Source organism: Micromonospora sp. NPDC006766, assembly GCF_040636055.1.
Taxonomy (GTDB): Bacteria; Actinomycetota; Actinomycetes; order Mycobacteriales; family Micromonosporaceae; genus Micromonospora.
Genome location: NZ_JBEYIX010000012.1, coordinates 1 through 14,775 on the forward strand (window position 1 = coordinate 1; position 14,775 = coordinate 14,775).

At 68.3% G+C, this 14,775-nt stretch carries 14 protein-coding genes; 6 read left to right on the plus strand and 8 right to left on the minus strand.

What is annotated here, in order from left to right; translation table 11 throughout:
* Window positions 1-360: 360 nt before the first annotated feature.
* From ABZ671_RS13880 to ABZ671_RS13890, 3 genes are all read right to left on the minus strand, one after another.
* Complete coding sequence (locus ABZ671_RS13880; protein WP_357856817.1) at window positions 361-723, minus strand: hypothetical protein; 363 nt, start codon at window positions 721-723, stop codon at window positions 361-363.
* A 102-nt stretch (window positions 724-825) separates the two neighbouring features.
* On the minus strand, window positions 826-1,116 hold the full coding sequence (locus ABZ671_RS13885; RefSeq protein ID WP_357856453.1) for a hypothetical protein: 291 nt from the start codon (window positions 1,114-1,116) through the stop codon (window positions 826-828).
* A gap of 83 nt (window positions 1,117-1,199) precedes the next feature.
* Complete coding sequence (locus ABZ671_RS13890; RefSeq protein ID WP_357856456.1) at window positions 1,200-2,324, minus strand: hypothetical protein; 1,125 nt, start codon at window positions 2,322-2,324, stop codon at window positions 1,200-1,202.
* A 731-nt stretch (window positions 2,325-3,055) separates the two neighbouring features.
* On the opposite strand from ABZ671_RS13890, the gene ABZ671_RS13895 reads away from it, so the two are divergent.
* Window positions 3,056-3,229 (plus strand): DUF397 domain-containing protein, encoded by a 174-nt coding sequence (locus tag ABZ671_RS13895; protein ID WP_357856459.1) that lies wholly within the window; start codon window positions 3,056-3,058, stop codon window positions 3,227-3,229.
* 113 nt (window positions 3,230-3,342) lie between these two features.
* On the opposite strand, the gene ABZ671_RS13900 is transcribed toward ABZ671_RS13895, so the two are convergent.
* A complete protein-coding gene (locus tag ABZ671_RS13900; RefSeq protein ID WP_357856462.1) occupies window positions 3,343-5,058 on the minus strand; it encodes a S8 family serine peptidase in 1,716 nt (571 codons plus the stop codon).
* A 410-nt stretch (window positions 5,059-5,468) separates the two neighbouring features.
* Between ABZ671_RS13900 and ABZ671_RS13905 the strand changes: the two genes are divergently transcribed.
* The 3 genes from ABZ671_RS13905 (at window position 5,469) to ABZ671_RS13915 (ending at window position 7,459) form a co-directional block, all read left to right on the plus strand.
* Window positions 5,469-5,864, plus strand: a complete 396-nt coding sequence (locus ABZ671_RS13905) for a hypothetical protein (RefSeq protein WP_357856464.1) — start codon at window positions 5,469-5,471, stop codon at window positions 5,862-5,864.
* 290 nt (window positions 5,865-6,154) lie between these two features.
* The gene (locus ABZ671_RS13910) at window positions 6,155-6,838 is read left to right on the plus strand and encodes a GNAT family N-acetyltransferase (RefSeq protein ID WP_357856467.1); all 684 of its coding nucleotides are present in this window, start codon (window positions 6,155-6,157) and stop codon (window positions 6,836-6,838) included.
* 63 nt (window positions 6,839-6,901) lie between these two features.
* Window positions 6,902-7,459 (plus strand): dihydrofolate reductase family protein, encoded by a 558-nt coding sequence (locus ABZ671_RS13915; RefSeq protein WP_357856470.1) that lies wholly within the window; start codon window positions 6,902-6,904, stop codon window positions 7,457-7,459.
* Between the two features lie 154 nt (window positions 7,460-7,613).
* On the opposite strand, the gene ABZ671_RS13920 is transcribed toward ABZ671_RS13915, so the two are convergent.
* Genes ABZ671_RS13920 through ABZ671_RS13930 form a run of 3 tightly spaced genes read right to left on the minus strand, consistent with a single transcriptional unit; the run spans window position 7,614 to window position 12,327 of the window.
* Window positions 7,614-9,605, minus strand: coding sequence for a LamG domain-containing protein (locus tag ABZ671_RS13920; protein WP_357856473.1), 1,992 nt, complete (start codon window positions 9,603-9,605; stop codon window positions 7,614-7,616).
* 43 nt (window positions 9,606-9,648) lie between these two features.
* Window positions 9,649-11,865 carry a hypothetical protein gene (locus ABZ671_RS13925; protein ID WP_357856476.1) on the minus strand — a complete coding sequence of 739 codons (2,217 nt, stop codon included), beginning with the start codon at window positions 11,863-11,865 and terminating at the stop codon, window positions 9,649-9,651.
* A 6-nt stretch (window positions 11,866-11,871) separates the two neighbouring features.
* Entirely contained in the window at window positions 11,872-12,327 is a 456-nt protein-coding gene (locus ABZ671_RS13930; protein ID WP_357856479.1) for a hypothetical protein, read from the minus strand.
* Between the two features lie 296 nt (window positions 12,328-12,623).
* On the opposite strand from ABZ671_RS13930, the gene ABZ671_RS13935 reads away from it, so the two are divergent.
* Window positions 12,624-12,749 (plus strand): hypothetical protein, encoded by a 126-nt coding sequence (locus ABZ671_RS13935; protein ID WP_357856482.1) that lies wholly within the window; start codon window positions 12,624-12,626, stop codon window positions 12,747-12,749.
* Window positions 12,750-12,893: 144 nt separating this feature from the next.
* On the opposite strand, the gene ABZ671_RS13940 is transcribed toward ABZ671_RS13935, so the two are convergent.
* Window positions 12,894-13,481, minus strand: coding sequence for a DinB family protein (locus ABZ671_RS13940; RefSeq protein ID WP_357856485.1), 588 nt, complete (start codon window positions 13,479-13,481; stop codon window positions 12,894-12,896).
* Between the two features lie 263 nt (window positions 13,482-13,744).
* Here ABZ671_RS13940 and ABZ671_RS13945 point away from each other — a divergent pair, with 263 nt between their 5' ends.
* Window positions 13,745-14,716, plus strand: coding sequence for a zinc-binding dehydrogenase (locus ABZ671_RS13945; protein WP_357856488.1), 972 nt, complete (start codon window positions 13,745-13,747; stop codon window positions 14,714-14,716).
* Window positions 14,717-14,775: the final 59 nt, after the last annotated feature.

Sequence of the window (14,775 nt, forward strand, 5' to 3'; positions counted from 1 at the left end):
CAGCGGGGAGATATCTGGCCATCCACGGGGAGAACCCTGGCCATCAGCGGGGCGGTAAATGGCCGCCTATGGGGATCTTTCACTGGCCGCGGACACCACCATCGGACTCATCCAACGCTGACACGCAAATCGACGGGCCGAGTCGTCTGCCCGTGGCGTGGATTCGGGCACCCGTCGCCGGGCTCGGTGGCGGCCTGATCCGCGGCCCTCGGATTACCTGCACATCAAGCATGAGCGAGCATGCCGACCGCTGACCGGGGTCCGCGTCACCTGGCTGCAGCGGGGGTCTGGTCACGGTTACCGGCTCGGTGGGCTCGGCGTCGGGCGTAGCCGAGCAGGAGAGGGCGGACGCCCTGTCTGTCAGTCGTCGGCTTCGCGGGCAAAGGTATTGCCGTCTGGGTCCTGGAACCACGCGATACGTCCACCGCCGGCCCGAGCGGTGATGCGCTTGGCATCGTGTTCGAACTGGTCATAGCGGATGAACTCGACGCCGGACGAGACGAGTTCGTCAACGATCTGGTCGATGTCGTCGACGTACCATGTCGCCAGTCGCCGGGGTCTCCTGCGCATCGCGGCGAGCTGCGCGATAGAGGGCAGCTTGTCCCCCGGCTTGAGCTTCTTGGCTCTGATGTCGGCGACGATCTCATCGGCGATGCGGATGTAGTCGGCGGTAATTGGTAGCGCCGCCCAGCACCCGGCGACCCACTCCGAATCGACGGCCACGCCTCGCGCTTGCGGCGGGCTTGTCCATGATCCGACGGCCTTCTCACCTGATCCTTCTCGCGTCCGCGCCGAGAGCGCCAAGCCCGGTCGCTGGCGCCGACGTCAGTCGGAGGGCATCGGAGCCGGCTGGGCGCTGGCCATCCGAGCCGGATCCCAGTACGAGTCGTCCGGAACGGGCAGCCGAGTGCTTGTCGTGCCCGAGTCGACGCCGGTGCTCGACGGGGCCGGCGACTGCTCCTCCGGCCCGGAACCGAGTGCGGTCACCACCCCGACCGCGACGGCCACCACGATGACCGCGACGGCCACACCAGCCGCCGCGACCCAGCCCAGCTTCATGGCTCGCCCCTCTCCGTCGACACGGCCCAGCCGGATCAGCTGCTCCCAGTAGGGCATGACGATCTGCTTGTTGGACGCGCGCCACCCCTGACCGGATCCATCGGATCACGGTCAGGGGCCGGCGTCACCCGGTCGGTGACTCAGGTGCGATCCGCCACCGAGTTGAAGACGTCCATCACGGCGGTGTCGAAGTACGAACTCTTGTTCACCCCGCCGCTGCCCAACGTACTCATGATCCCGTTGACGTAGCCCACGGAGCCGTTGTAGAGCCGCAGCCAGACCGAGCCACTGGAGCCGCCGGTGAAGCCACAGTTGAGGGCGATCTTGTTCTCCTGGAACGGCCAGATCCCCGGCCGATACGTGGTGCCCTGGCAGTACTGCTGCCACCCACCGTCGTACGGCGGCGCCGCCGGATAGGCCAGGATGGTGACCGCCTGCTCGTAGCTGTAATTCACCGAGATGCCATTTCCGCCGAGTACGTCCACCGGCCGCTGACCCGAACCATTCGGCCACATGGTGATGTAGGCCACGTCCCGGTCAAGGTTGCTGTCGTTGATCCAGGCATTGAACGTGGTCAGATACTTGGCCGACCACCGGCCGTACGGTTCGGCACCATAGTTGTAGTAGGGGATGAAGATCCAATTCTGCATCCATTGGCCGCCCTTGCCGCCATGCACGCAGTGCCCGGCGCTCATCACGAGCAACTTGGAACCGCTGTTCACCGTGCCCGCCGAGCAGACGTAGTTTTTGCTGTCGGCTGGATTGTAGAAAAAGACCTTACCAACCGTGGTAGAGGCGTTGACCTGGGTGGAAATCGGGCCGCCGGCGGAGGCCCGGCCGCCGGTGGCGGCCCGCTCGCTGGGCCCGGCGGGCGGCGTGGACTGGGCCGCACCGGTAGGCTGCAAGCCCGCGCCGGACGTTGCCCCGGCCTTCTCGACCAGCACGTCCGCCGACTCGGCGGTACGCAGTCGCTCTGGCGTCCAGTAGTTGCTGGACTGGTCGGCGACCTGCAGTCCGCTCCGCGCCGCGGCAGACGCGCTCGCGGCCACCGTGCTGACCGATACGTCGTTGGCGGCGCCCGCCGGTGCCGCCTGGGCGGGGGCGGCGCCCACCAGGGCCAGCGCCGTGACAAGTCCGGCAGACGTGGCAACCATGGCCACACGCCGGAATTCCGGAAGCTGCATTCTACTCCTCCCACAGATGACATTGACGCCTTTCGAGGCGTTGAATACAGCATGCCCGCCGCCGGGGCGGATCGGAACCATTCGAGTGTGTCCGGTAATTGTCGATACTTTGTCATCGACATGACTCGATCACATGAATCAATTCGTAACCAGCGGAGGGCGTTTGAAGAAGCTCCGAACCGCTGTCCGCTTCGTGGGCAAAATTCCGGCTCGGGCGGCGATGACCTTTGTCTCGCTGGACGAACCGAGGCCACCGCCAATGATCAAGCGATCACGCCGAGGCAGCCGCGCTGCGGTGGGCGTTGACGACCCAGGCGTCCGGCACGCCCGCTCATCGACCAAGAGCGAGCATCCTCTTGATCGATCGACAGTGACGCTGCGTAACACGCAGTCAGCGGCAGATCAGGAAGCGGCACCGATCGATGTGGCGGGTAGAATTCCCGCTGATCAGAGACCACGGGGGCCGTGCCGGATGACAACGTGCCGGGGCGCTGGCGGCGGCCGGGCGCTGCGGGCGGCGTACCCGATGGGTTGGTGACGTCGCGGTGCGACGGCGCGGTGGTCTATGAGCGGCCCGAGCGGCGGCGGGCGGCTGCGGCGCGGAACCGGTGCGCGGACCGTGACGATCCGCGGCCGTCCGGCGAGCGGCACGACGAGCGCCGGGGGAGCGGCCCGGCCGAGGGGTGGGGTTCGCTGGTTCGACCTGTACGCCGGGTTGGAGGCCGCCGCCGGCCGGCTCCGCGAGCACGCCGACGCGCGGATCCCCGCGCTGTTGCAGACCGCCCGGCAACCGCGTCGAGCCGGAGCCGTCGGTGGTCTACCGCGAGTTGTTGACCGGCGCGCTCTACCTCGACCGCAAGAAGGAGATTTCCGCGTACGAGGAGGTCTGGACCAGCCTGACCGGCGCGCGCCGCACCGGTCCGGTCCTCGTCTTCGCCCCCGACTCCTGGGCCGCGTTCGTCCGCGTGGCCTCCTCGTCGCGTTGAAAGCGTGCGGGCCCAGGCCCGGTTGCCGTCCGGGCCTGCGCCGCGTGGGTGTAGTCCACCGAACTCCCGCCCGACGCATAGACCGGATGTCGGGCGGGAGTTCGGCTGTGGCGCTAGCGGTCGATGTTTAGGCCGCCCAGTTCGGCGGCGTTAACGAAGTCGGCGTAGGCGGTGTTGAGCAGCCGCATGGCCTTGTCGACGAGTTCGGGTGATCCGCCTGCGTTGGCCTCCCGCAGCACGGCGAGTCCCTCCGTCAGGTTGCTGGCGAGGTTGGCCAGTGGTTGGTTCTCGGCCGGGACGATTTCTTCCTTCTCGTCCGACTGGTAGCCGACGGGGCTGAACCGCAAGGACTGCTTTTCAGTCAGTTCGACGGCCTTGCGGAAGCTGGCCTGTGCCTCCTCCTGGTAGCGGCGGGCTTCTTCAGGGCTTTCGGTGGTGTGGGCGCGGCCGAGGTTCTGCATCCCGGCCATGACCATGCCGTACAGCATCCGTTCCCGGTCGAGAGGGAGATCCAGCTTCGGGACTCCGAGCACTGGTCCGAAGCAGCGAGGGCAGATCACGATGGGACCAAATCCGAGGTCTACGTATTCCTTCAAGCGCCAGAATGGGTCCTTGTCCAAGCGGTCCCTGACGAACACAAAGGGAATCTCGAGCTTGATCTGCGGCCCCGGGATGTAGAGAAGTCGGTTCGGCGACTCGGGGCCCGCGTTGGTCACCACATCTGGGGTGGCGTCTTTGATCAGCTGAGCCTTGACCTGGGCGGGTGTCCAGGACGGGTGGCTGTGCAACAGCATCGCGGCGGCCCCGGCGACGTGCGGCGAGGCCATCGAGGTGCCGCTTTTCGTGTCGGTAGCGGTGTCGCTGGTGGCCCAGGCGGAGGTGATGTCCGAGCCGGGCGCGAAGATGTCCACGCACTTGCCATAGTTGGAGAACGAAGGACGAGCGTCCTTGTTGGTGGTGGCCGCGACGGTGATCACTTCGTTCACCCGCGCCGGCGAGACGTCGCAGGCTTCCATGTAGTCGTTGCCCGCAGCGACCACGTAGGTGACGCCGGAGTTGATCGAGTTGGTCACTGCGGTGTCGAGCGCGAGGCTGCCGTAGAGAACGCGGAGGCTCATGTTGGCCACGGCCGGGCTGACGTGGTTCTTGGTGACCCAGTCGACACCGGCGATGGCGTCAGCCACTGTGCCTTTGCCCGCGCAGTCAAACACGCGAACCGCATGGAGCTTGACTTCTTTGGCCACTCCGTGGTTGGTGCCGCCGATGGTGCCGGCCACGTGCGTGCCGTGCCCGTCGCAGTCATTCGCGTCGCCACCCGGCGTGATCGCGTCAAACCCCGTTACGGCGCGATTGTCGAAATCGGTGTGGCGTAGCCGGATGCCGCTGTCGATGACGTAGACATTTACGGTGCTGGCCTTGTTCGGGTAATAGTAGTTGGAGTCAAGCGGAAGCTTGCGCTGGTCGATGCGGTCCAGCCCCCACGATGGGGGGTTGGGCTGGACTCCCTGCACCGACACAGTATGGTTCTGCTGCACCCAGTCGACCGCCGGGTTGGCGGCCAGCCGGCGGGCCGCCGACTGGCTCAGCGAAACCTCGAAACCGCGCAGTGCCGCGTCATAGACAAAGCCGGCCTTGCCGCCGTGCGTGCGCGCCATGTCCCGCGCCTTGTCGGCGACTTGCGCGCGGGTGACCATGTCTTTCTTCAGAACGACAATGTAGCTGTCCTGCACCGCGGTAGGGCCGCCCGCCTGGACGATTTCACCTTCAGGCTGTGCGGCGGCAGCGGTGCCCGTAGCGGAGAGGGCGAGTGCCGTCGCCAGTAGCCCCACCGTGGCTAGCCGATAACGGTAGCTCCGTGTTGTCATCTGCATTCCCTTCTTGCAAGTTGCAATGCAGCCAACGCTATCTATTGAAATCAGCAAATGAAATGACGGGAATCCGCCATTGACTCCAGTCTGATGATCCACTAGCCTCGATCACCCCCGGCTGACGCTCCACCCTGCCCAGCGAGCTGTTTGCAACCCGATTAGCGCTGCTCCGGCTCTGGAACGACATCCTGAAGTTGGCCGAGGACCGGCTCGACGACGCGAACGCCACCCACTCCATCAGTTCCCTCGTGCTCGCGCCCAGCCCCACAACGGCCCTACTGGGGTCGCGGAGTATCTGGTGGTGGACGGGCAGCGGCTGACGACCGGACGCCACTCCAACCGACGTAGCTGCCTGGGGCGCCGCCACCCGTGTGCAATATCAGGAGGGAGACAGCCTGCCGGTCCTCGACCGCTTCTCCACCATCGAGACGGTCGCCGAGGTCCTCGGCGTCACCCCGGAAATCCTGCTCTCCAAGGCCGCCCGATGGCCGGAGCCAACCGGCCCCGCCGCCGAAGCCCTGAAACGTGTACGCGCCGCACTGGCCCGCTACGACACCACCGCACTCACCGCCGGCCGGACGACACTGTCCTCAGCCGACGAGCTGACCCGCCAGGTCGGGCATGCGTGGGAGGCCTATCGACACGCCCACCACCCCCAGGTACTACGAATGCTGCCCGACCTACTCGACAACGCCCGCCACCTCACCACCACCAGCCCGGCCGACACCGGCGTCGGCTACCCGCCGAACACCGCGCCGCCCACCTGATCGACATCAGCCGCGCCTACCACGACCTCGGCGACCACCACGCCGCCGGCCAAGCCCTGATCACCGCTGATCAGATCGCCCCCGCCGAAACAGCGGCTTTCCGGAGCCCCCGCTGGGATCGGTGGCGGGCTCCGGAGAACGCCGCACCCGGCAGCGACGCGCTGACCGTCAGGCGACCGTCATCGTCGGCCGCCGCTCGGATCGCGGTGCCAGATCCGCGCACGTGATCTCGGGCTCATTGCGTCTCAGAGTGTGGCGGGTCACTCAGGTGCAGGTGATCTACTCGCTGGGTGAGCAACCTGCGAGATCTGATCGTCCGCTGGCAGCGCGGCTGGGGCGTGGCTCGTGCGCTGCCCGTCGCGGAAGACGTAGGCGGCGCGTTGCGGGTCCGGTGCATGCAGCCCGGCCGCGACATCGAGTATGTCGCGCTCGATGCCGGCGAGGACCTCGCGTCGCTGTCCACGCTGGCTGAGCTGGTCGCTGGCGAGGACGCCGTCACGTGGCTGACCGTGCCCACCACCGACCCGGTGAGGGCGGCCTCGGCTTTGGCGGCTGCCGGCCTGATTGTGCTTAAGCACTCGGAACTGCTGATGACGGCCGATCTTCGCGGGCATCCGCAGAACATGCTCGCGGCACCGTACCGGCTACTGACCCAGGTCGACTCGCCTGGAGGCGACAGCGTGGTCACAGCCACGGTACGGCGAGAGTCGGGAGAGGTCGGTGCGCGCGGGACGATGGGACTGGCCGGTACGGATGCGGTCGCAGACCGGATCGAAACCATGCCGGCTGATCGCCGCAAGGGCCTAGCCAGCGCGGTCATGAGTGCACTCGCCCGTGCCGCGATCGGTGAAGGCGCCGAGCAGGGCATTCTCGTCGCCAGCGAGGACGGTCAGCGTCTGTACAGGACGCTCGGCTGGCAGCCGGTTGCCGATGTACTGATCGCAACGACGCCTGGCAACGCGTACCCCTCCTGAACGGCGCGGATAATCGCGGCCGATAGGCCGCGACGCCGTGTCGTGGCACTAGACTCGCCGGCTATGGGTCTCCTCACCTTCAGCCTCAACCTCACCCTGGACGGCTGCGTCGACCACCAGGAGGGGATCGCCGACGATGAGACGCACGCCCTCTTCACCCGTCTCATGGACGCAGCCGGGGCAATGCTGTGGGGTCGCGTCACCTACGAGATGATGGAGAGCTACTGGCCAGCCGTCGCGCGCGGCGACCAGGAGGCGCCGCCGGCCATCCGCGAGTGGGCGGTCAAGCTGGAGGCCAAACCCAAGTACGTGGTGTCGTCGACACGTAACGACTTCCCGTGGACCAACAGCCACCACATCGCCGGCGATCTGCGCGAGGGCGTGCAGAAGCTCAAGGACGCGACCCCGGCCGGGGTCCTCCTCGGAAGCGGCAAGCTCGCGACCGAGCTCGACCGGCTGGACCTGATCGACGAGTACCAGCTGCTCGTTCATCCCAGGATCGCCGGCCACGGCCCGACGCTGTACCAGGGCGGGCTGCCCGGCACACGCCGGCTCGAGCTGCTCTCGGCGGAGCCGCTCCGCAACGGCGCGGTGGCCATGCACTACCGCCGCGCCCGCTGAATCACAGAATTCCATCGCCGCCAGCTCACCGGCAGCACGGTGCGGATCAGCGGGCTCGGGTTCTCCACGTTCGAGGCGGACACGATCCGCGCCGACGCCCGCCCCGACCTCGTGCCCGGCGTGGTGCTGGCCGCTCGACGGGCCGAGCCGCCGGTCAGTGACCGGGCAGCGTGCCGACGAACTGCTGCACGGCGGCCGGGTCCAGGTCGACGTAGAGTGCCACGGCCACGTCCATGAGCTGGCCGGGGAGGTATCCGGCGGCCGAGGCGGCGCTCAGCAGACTGGCCGGTGGCGTCGTGGCGCAGCAGCCGCTGAGGATGGGCAACGCCTCACCGCCGGAAACCTCGGCCCGTTTCAGCTCGACGGCGAGAGCCTTCGGGTCGGCGAGCACTCGTGCCAGGTCGCCGGGCAGGTCACCCGGCGCGGTGGCTCCGGCTGCGGCGACGGCCTCGGGCAGGTTGTAGCCGGCGGCCACGAGGGTGGCCACGGCGGGAAAGGCCCCCGGGGCGCAGCCGTCGTCGTGGGCGGCGTTGCGGGCGGTCGCGGCGCTGACTCCGGCGAGTCGTCGCCAGCGGGTACGGACGACGTGCTGCGGCACGACCGTTGGGGGCGGCTCCACCGTCCGCCACTCAGCTCCGCGTACCGTTCCCCGCGCCGGGTCACCCGGCCCCAGATCCGCCACTGTGGCGTTCGCGGGAATGCTGGGCTTGGCGGGCACCGGGACCAGAGCCGGCTTGAATCCTCCTTCGGGCGGGCGAAAGTTCAATTGCATGGCAGGCGGCCTGGCCGCTTGCACGATCACGGGCGGTCCGGAGGGCGGCGGCAGGAGAATTGGGTCCGGCGGGACGGGAATGGTCGGATCCAGTGGCCAGAACGCGACCAGGTTCGGCTGCTCCGGGCGGAGGCCCGACATGCATCGGCGGATCTCGGTGCGGTCCAGCGCCGCCCGCCACAGCGACACGGCGGACAGGTGCCCCTGGAAGAAGCGTTCGGTCGCGGGACCTCGGGCGCCGATCGACCAGGGCCCCGGTACGACCGGCGGGCCGGGTGCCATGGCCTTGCTGGCGATCTGGATTCCGTTGCGGTAGAGGCGCCACGTCGCGCCGTCGTAGCTGCCCGCCAGGTGCACCCACCGTCCCAGGTCGCCCCCGGGGATCGGCGCTTCGGCAAACGAGTCCGGCGACCAACAGCCAATCTGGTATCGCCCGCCGTTGAGGCGGAAGTAGATCTCGGTGGCGGGCGGGTCGGCGTAGCCGTGCGCCACGATGTTGCGGATGCCGTCGCCGGCCTCTGGCCGGATCCAGGCCATCACGGTCAGCGCCGGAAACTTCGCCATCTTGCTCGGGTTGCCCAGGTCGACGCTGGCGTTCGTACCGTTGAAATAGAGCCCACGGAACGGTGGGGTGGGCGGGACCGGTGCCGGTGGCGGCGTCCGCCCCGCCTCCACGGCCGCGAGGCGAGTGAGGATCTCCGACAGCGCGGGGATCTGCTCCGGCCCGAGTGGGCCCACGATCCGCTGCGCGGGGATCGGCGGGAGCCGCCCGGGGCTGAGCGTGGCCGTCCACCCGACCGCCGTGTCCACGGTGACGGCCAGGAGAAGGTCGTCCGGCGTTCCGGGCTGCTCGGCCGCGTTTGCGGCGGTCAGGGTCACCTCGGCGAGCACGACGGCCGACTCGGGCGGTTCCGGCCGCTCCGGTGTGACCAGCGAGAACACGGGCGTCGGTCGAGCCTGATTGGCCGCCCCGGGCACGGGCTCCTCGCGGAACCCGACGACAAGTCGCACGCTGACCTGCTGCCCGGGGGAGACGGGACGCGGTGCGCGCAGCGGCAGCGTGAACTGGCCGTCGACCGCGGTGATCGCGGCCCCCTCGAACTGGGCGCGGTCGATGAGCAGGATCAATCGGCCCTGGTCGTCGAGGGCCGCCCCCGATGACACCGTCACGCTCGCGACGGCGCCCGTGCCGGTTGGCGACGGCCCGGGGGCGACGGTGAGCCCGGTCAAGGTCCCGGGCCGGAAAAGGGCACGGGTCTGCAACTGCCGGCTGGCGACGTGCAGGGTCTGCTCGCGGACGAAATCGTCCACCGTGAGCAGCTGATTGTGCTGGTAGACCGGCCGCAGGATCAGCGGTGGCGGGCCGTCGGTCACGTTCCTGTCCTTTCCCGCGCGCCGTCCGCGCGCAGACTGGTGCTCACCTGGAGAGGCGGGTGTTGAAGCCGATCCGGCTCCGACCGATGGTCAGCCACGTCGGCACGTCCGTCGTCGCGTACACCCAGGGGCCTTGGACGCCGTTACGGTTGTAGCCGTCGTACCTGCTTCGAAGGGACTGCAGGTAGTCGGCGAAGTCCGCGGCCACGCGGTCACCGACGCCGCGGAGTTGATCAACGGCCTCGTCGATCCTGGCAAGAACCTCAGGCCGGATGAAGGTGATCCCGGTGAGCGCGGTCTGGATCCGGGCGTTCATCCGGTAGTCGACACCGGCACCGAAGGCCACGGACCGGGTGTCCGGGAACGCCGGGTCGGGTACGTCCAGCAGCAGCGTCCCGCTCGGCTCACCGGCCTCTCCGGAGAGGTACTGCAGGTGGCAGGAGAGCCTCCCGGTGTCCCGCAGATCGGCTTCGGACACCTTCCAGGTGACCCTGGTGGCTACCCGGCCGGCGTCGTCGAGGGTGGTGCGCAGGGTCGAGGCGCTGATCCGCTGGCACACGTCGTCGATCTGCCGGTTGGCGTCGTTGACCGCCTCCTCCACCTGGGCCCTGACGGCGCGTACCTTTTCGCGAGCCTCCTCCTTCTTGCTGTCGCCGCCACCGAACCAGCTCTTTATCTCCGCCCAGACCATCTCGAAGAAGCTGACCACGGCGGCGACGCCCAGCAGCGCCACGGCGACCAGTGCGCCGGCCAGTTCGGCCATGGCCGCGATGGTGTCCGCGACGATGGTCTTGGCGACCCTCGCGAGGGTCTTGGCAACATCCTCCAGCCCCTTCTCCAGCGCGCGGCAGATGAAGCGGGCGAACGCCGACGCGCCACCTCGGCGACCCGCCTCAAGGGCGAGTGCCTCGTACGTGGCCGGCTGGGCGATAACCGACTGAGCGATGTCCGCGATGCTGTTGAACAGCGACAGCCAGATGCTGCGGGGCAGCTCGTCCAGGCTGACCGGGATGTCAAAGACCGCCGCGAAGCTGATCGAGTTCTCGACGATGGAATGGCCGTCTACCTCTAGCGCGTAGGCCAGTTTCAGGGGCACCCGCATGGTGTTGGTGCCCTGCCGGGTCGGGCTGCCGTCCAACGCCGGGGTGATTCGGGCCCGCAGCGTCTCGCCGAGCCATTCCTCGACGATCTTCCCGCACGAGCCGAAGGGTGGGTTGAGTAGGTAACGAAACCGGTCCAGCATGTCCAGCGCACCATCCGGCAGGCCGCTGATCTCCGTGATCCGGAAGCCCGAGTCGCCCGCACCGCCCCGCCCCCAGCTGAAGGCCACCCCCAGTCGCAGGTCGACGGGAGTGTCACGGAGCGGCAGGCGGACCCCGGTCAGCTCCGCCGTCACCCGGCCGGCGAAGGCGTTGCGGCCGGTGTCGTACTCGGCGCGGATCTCCCCCTGGATCGGGGTCCCCAGGATGCTCACCGTGGTGCGCGCCCGCAGGTAGCGGTCGCCGCCCGCGATGGCGAATTCCAGGTACGGCCCGTGGAGGGTGACGAAGTCGAAATCAATCGGGTTCAGGGTGGTGGCGCCGAACCTGGTCTCGCCGTTCGATACGACCAGGGAGACCAGGAAGTCGTACTGGTCGAAGAGCCGCAAGGTGCCCTCGATGTGGTAGCCGGGCTGGAAGGTGACCGGTGCCGCGTTCGGTGTCGGCGCGTAGTCGTAGGTGTAGTTGTCACCGCCTCCCGTGGGTGTCTGCAACCAGTAGAGATGCCCGGCGCGGAACGCGAGCTGGTCGGTCACCACGGCCGCCCAACGCACGGCGCTGCCCAGGATGGAGCCGAGGAACTCGGTCATGGTGATCGGACGGTCGGCGGACAGGTGGACCAGCACCAGTCGTACGTCGCCGTCCTCCAGCACCATCGCGCCGGCCAGCTCCAGCCCCGGCAGCCCGGGAAAAACCGCAGTCGCTCGCACCGCGAGGTCGACAGCGGTTTCGCCCGCGTCTGGTCCTACGGGCCGCCGGTAAATCCTGCCCTCCGCGGCCAGTTCCGTCAGCGTCACCCCGGTCAGGCCGAGCGGACTGTCGATCCGGGTCGTGACAGCCTCGGGGCAGGACCCGCCGATCTCGTCGAACGGCACGGCCGCCCCGACGACGAAGCGCGCCTCACCCGGTGCGACCGCCAGGACACCACGGAGCCGGACCGGCTGGCCGCCGGCATCGAAGGCCAGCGTGTACAGCAGGAACAGGGCGCTGGTCGTCGTCATCGTTGGCTAGGCGCTGGGCGCGTCGTCCTTGACCACCTGGAGATACACGCCCTTGACCGCCAGCTTGCCGGGGATGAGGTTGACCATTTCGTCGTCCGACCACACGGCGGCCATCCCGATCGTGAAGGAGGTCTCCTTCCGCGTGCCCTCCGGCAGGTCCACCCCCTTGTCGTCCTTGCTGGGCGGAATCGTGAGGTCGAACTTCTCGATGGAGACGTTGAGGTTGGCGAGCTTGCCCGCGATCGAGTCCAGCGGTGCGGGAAGCGACGGCACCGAGAAGCCCGACGCGCCGAAGTTGCCCTCCAGGAAGTGCACGAGTTCACCCGGCGTACCGAGCGACACCCGCTCGGCCAGCGTGTACCTCGCGCCCTTCTTGAGCGCGTCCGACACATCCCGCGGCGCCAGCAGCACCTCCTTGCCGTCGATGTTCAGCACCAGGCCTGCGGTAGCCGTCGTCGTCATGGTTCCTCCAGTGGCCGGAAGGGAGAAGAGATGTCGGGTCACCGCGTCGACCAGCGGGACAGGGCATGACGCTAGCAACATGATCACTCATTCGCCATGAGGCGTTTTCAGGCCGTACCGGCTGTCAAAGTTGATGTCTTCCCATGTCAGGAGGGGCAGAGATGGGCGTGGGACAGTGCGAACCACCCACTGTCGGTTACCCGATCCACGTGGCGAGCCCGAGACGACCTCGTTGGCGTCCGGCGTCAACCCATGCGATCCGTCTCTACCGGTCGTTGGCCGAGCAACCGCCGCAGGTGCTCGCTGAATACCTGCGCGCGGCGTACGAGACGCTCGCCGACGTGTACGACGGGCTCGGCCGCACCGATGAGGCAGCCGATCTGCGCCGGAAGCTCGACCCGGCGACCGGCAGCGCAGGGTAGGGGTGCCGCCGGCGACTGCCGGGCCGCGCGGGACGACTTCTTGGCGGCCTTCTTCCTGGCGACCCTGGTCTTGGGGCTCGGCACGCAAGGCCCGGACGGAGCCGTGCTCGGTGGGTCCGGCTCCGCGGCCACCGGGCCGGGCGGCTATCCGAAGCGGTCAGCCAGCTTCGTCAGCTTGGTGACGTACGCCGGCCAGTCATAGTTGTCAGGGATGTTGGTGTTCTCCCGCCGCAGGCCAATCGCCGTGTCGTGCTGCTCGCGCATGATGTCGGCGTGGCCGGCGTGACGAGCGAGGTCGCAGGTCACGTGGATGATGATTCTTTGCAGCGTCACGGCTTGTCCGCCTGGCCACCACGGCACCCGCCCCGGCGCGTCGAGCGGTAGCTGTTCGATCGTCTGATCCGCGAACACCCCGACACGGCGATACAGGTCGATCAGCCCATCCTTCGTCTCGTCCTCCCGTGCGTACCAGTCTGCCTGCGGGTCCTCTTCGAACGCCTGCATGGGGACCAGCTCCTCAGGCGTCGGGAACTCGCGCCCGAAGGTAGGCCCGAAGTAGCCGGCTTCGACATTGAGGCAGTGCTTGAGGACTCCCAGCAGGTTGTTGCCGGTCGCGGTGCGAGGCAGCCTGGCTTCGCGTTCGCTCAGCCCGTCGAGCTTCCAGATCAGGTCTTCGCGAGTCGCTTGGAGGTAGTGGTGCAGCGCGGCCTTCGCATCGCCCAAGTCAGCCATGCCGCCAGTCTGCCTCATGCGCCGAGCCGTCGTGCGATGTTCCGCCCGCAAGATCACTGTGAGTCGCGAGCGGTCACGTAACCCTGCGTAGCGCGCGGATCGCGGCCGGTGCGCACACCTGACCCTGGGACCACACTGGAAACGGAAGCAGGAGAGGTAGTCGGTGGGACCTGGTCTCGTAAGTGTTGCCCGGTTGACCTCAACCGAACCTGAGGTTCCATCCTGTCGGTGTTCGCGTCGGCGAACGGATGGGAGCAGGTGGTATGAGGGTGGTTCGGGCGATCGGTTTCGGGGGTCCCGAGGTGCTGGTTCCAGGCGACGCGCCGGATCCGGTGCCCGGGTCGGGCGAGGTCGTGGTCGATGTGGCGGTGGCGGGCATGACGTTCGTCGAGACCCAGATCCGGCGTGGCACCGACAGGTGGCATGAACGGCCGCGGTTGCCGTATGTGCCGGGCGGCTTGGTGGCCGGGCGCGTGAGTGCGGTCGGCGCGCAGGTAGATCCGATGTGGCTGGGGCGGCGTGTCATCGCCGGCACGGGAGAGACCGGCGGTTTCGCCGAGCGGGCGGTGGCGCCGATCGGGGAACTGTTCCCGGTTCCGGACGGTCTTGGCCTGTCGGAGGCCACCGCTCTTTATAGCGACGGCAGCACTGCGCAGGGGCTGGTCGAACATGCCAGGATCGGCTCCGGTGACCGGGTTTTGGTCGAGGCGGCGGCGGGTGGGGTGGGCAGCCTGCTGGTGCAGCTCGCCCGTACGGCGGGTGCGCAGGTCGTCGGAGCCGCCCGCGGATCGCGGAAGCTCGATGTGGTTCGGGGACTCGGCGCCGACGCGGTGGTCGACTATTCCGAACCAGGCTGGACCGAGCGGGTGCGCGAGGCGACCGGCGGCGCGGGACCGAATGTGGTGTTCGACGGTGTCGGCGGCCAGATCGGGCGGGCCGCGTTCGAGGTGACGGCCCACGCTGGCCGCTTCTCGATACACGGCGCTTCCAGCGGCGAGATCACGCGCATCGATCCGGCGGAGGCTGGCCGCAGGGACGTGGGGGTGATCGGCATCGAGCAGCTCTTCGGTTTCCAGCCGAATGTGGCGAGATGGGCGGAGCGGATGATGTCGCAGGCTGCAGCGGGACTCATCCGGCCGATCATCGGTCAGACCTTCTCGTTGGAGTCTGCCGCCGACGCGCACACCGCAGTCGAGAACCGCACCGCCGTGGGGAAGACCTTGTTGCTGATTTGAGGGCCTGCGCCAGCAGCGCCGGCCAGGGCCACCGGCATTGGAGGGGGCAGCCCGCCGTC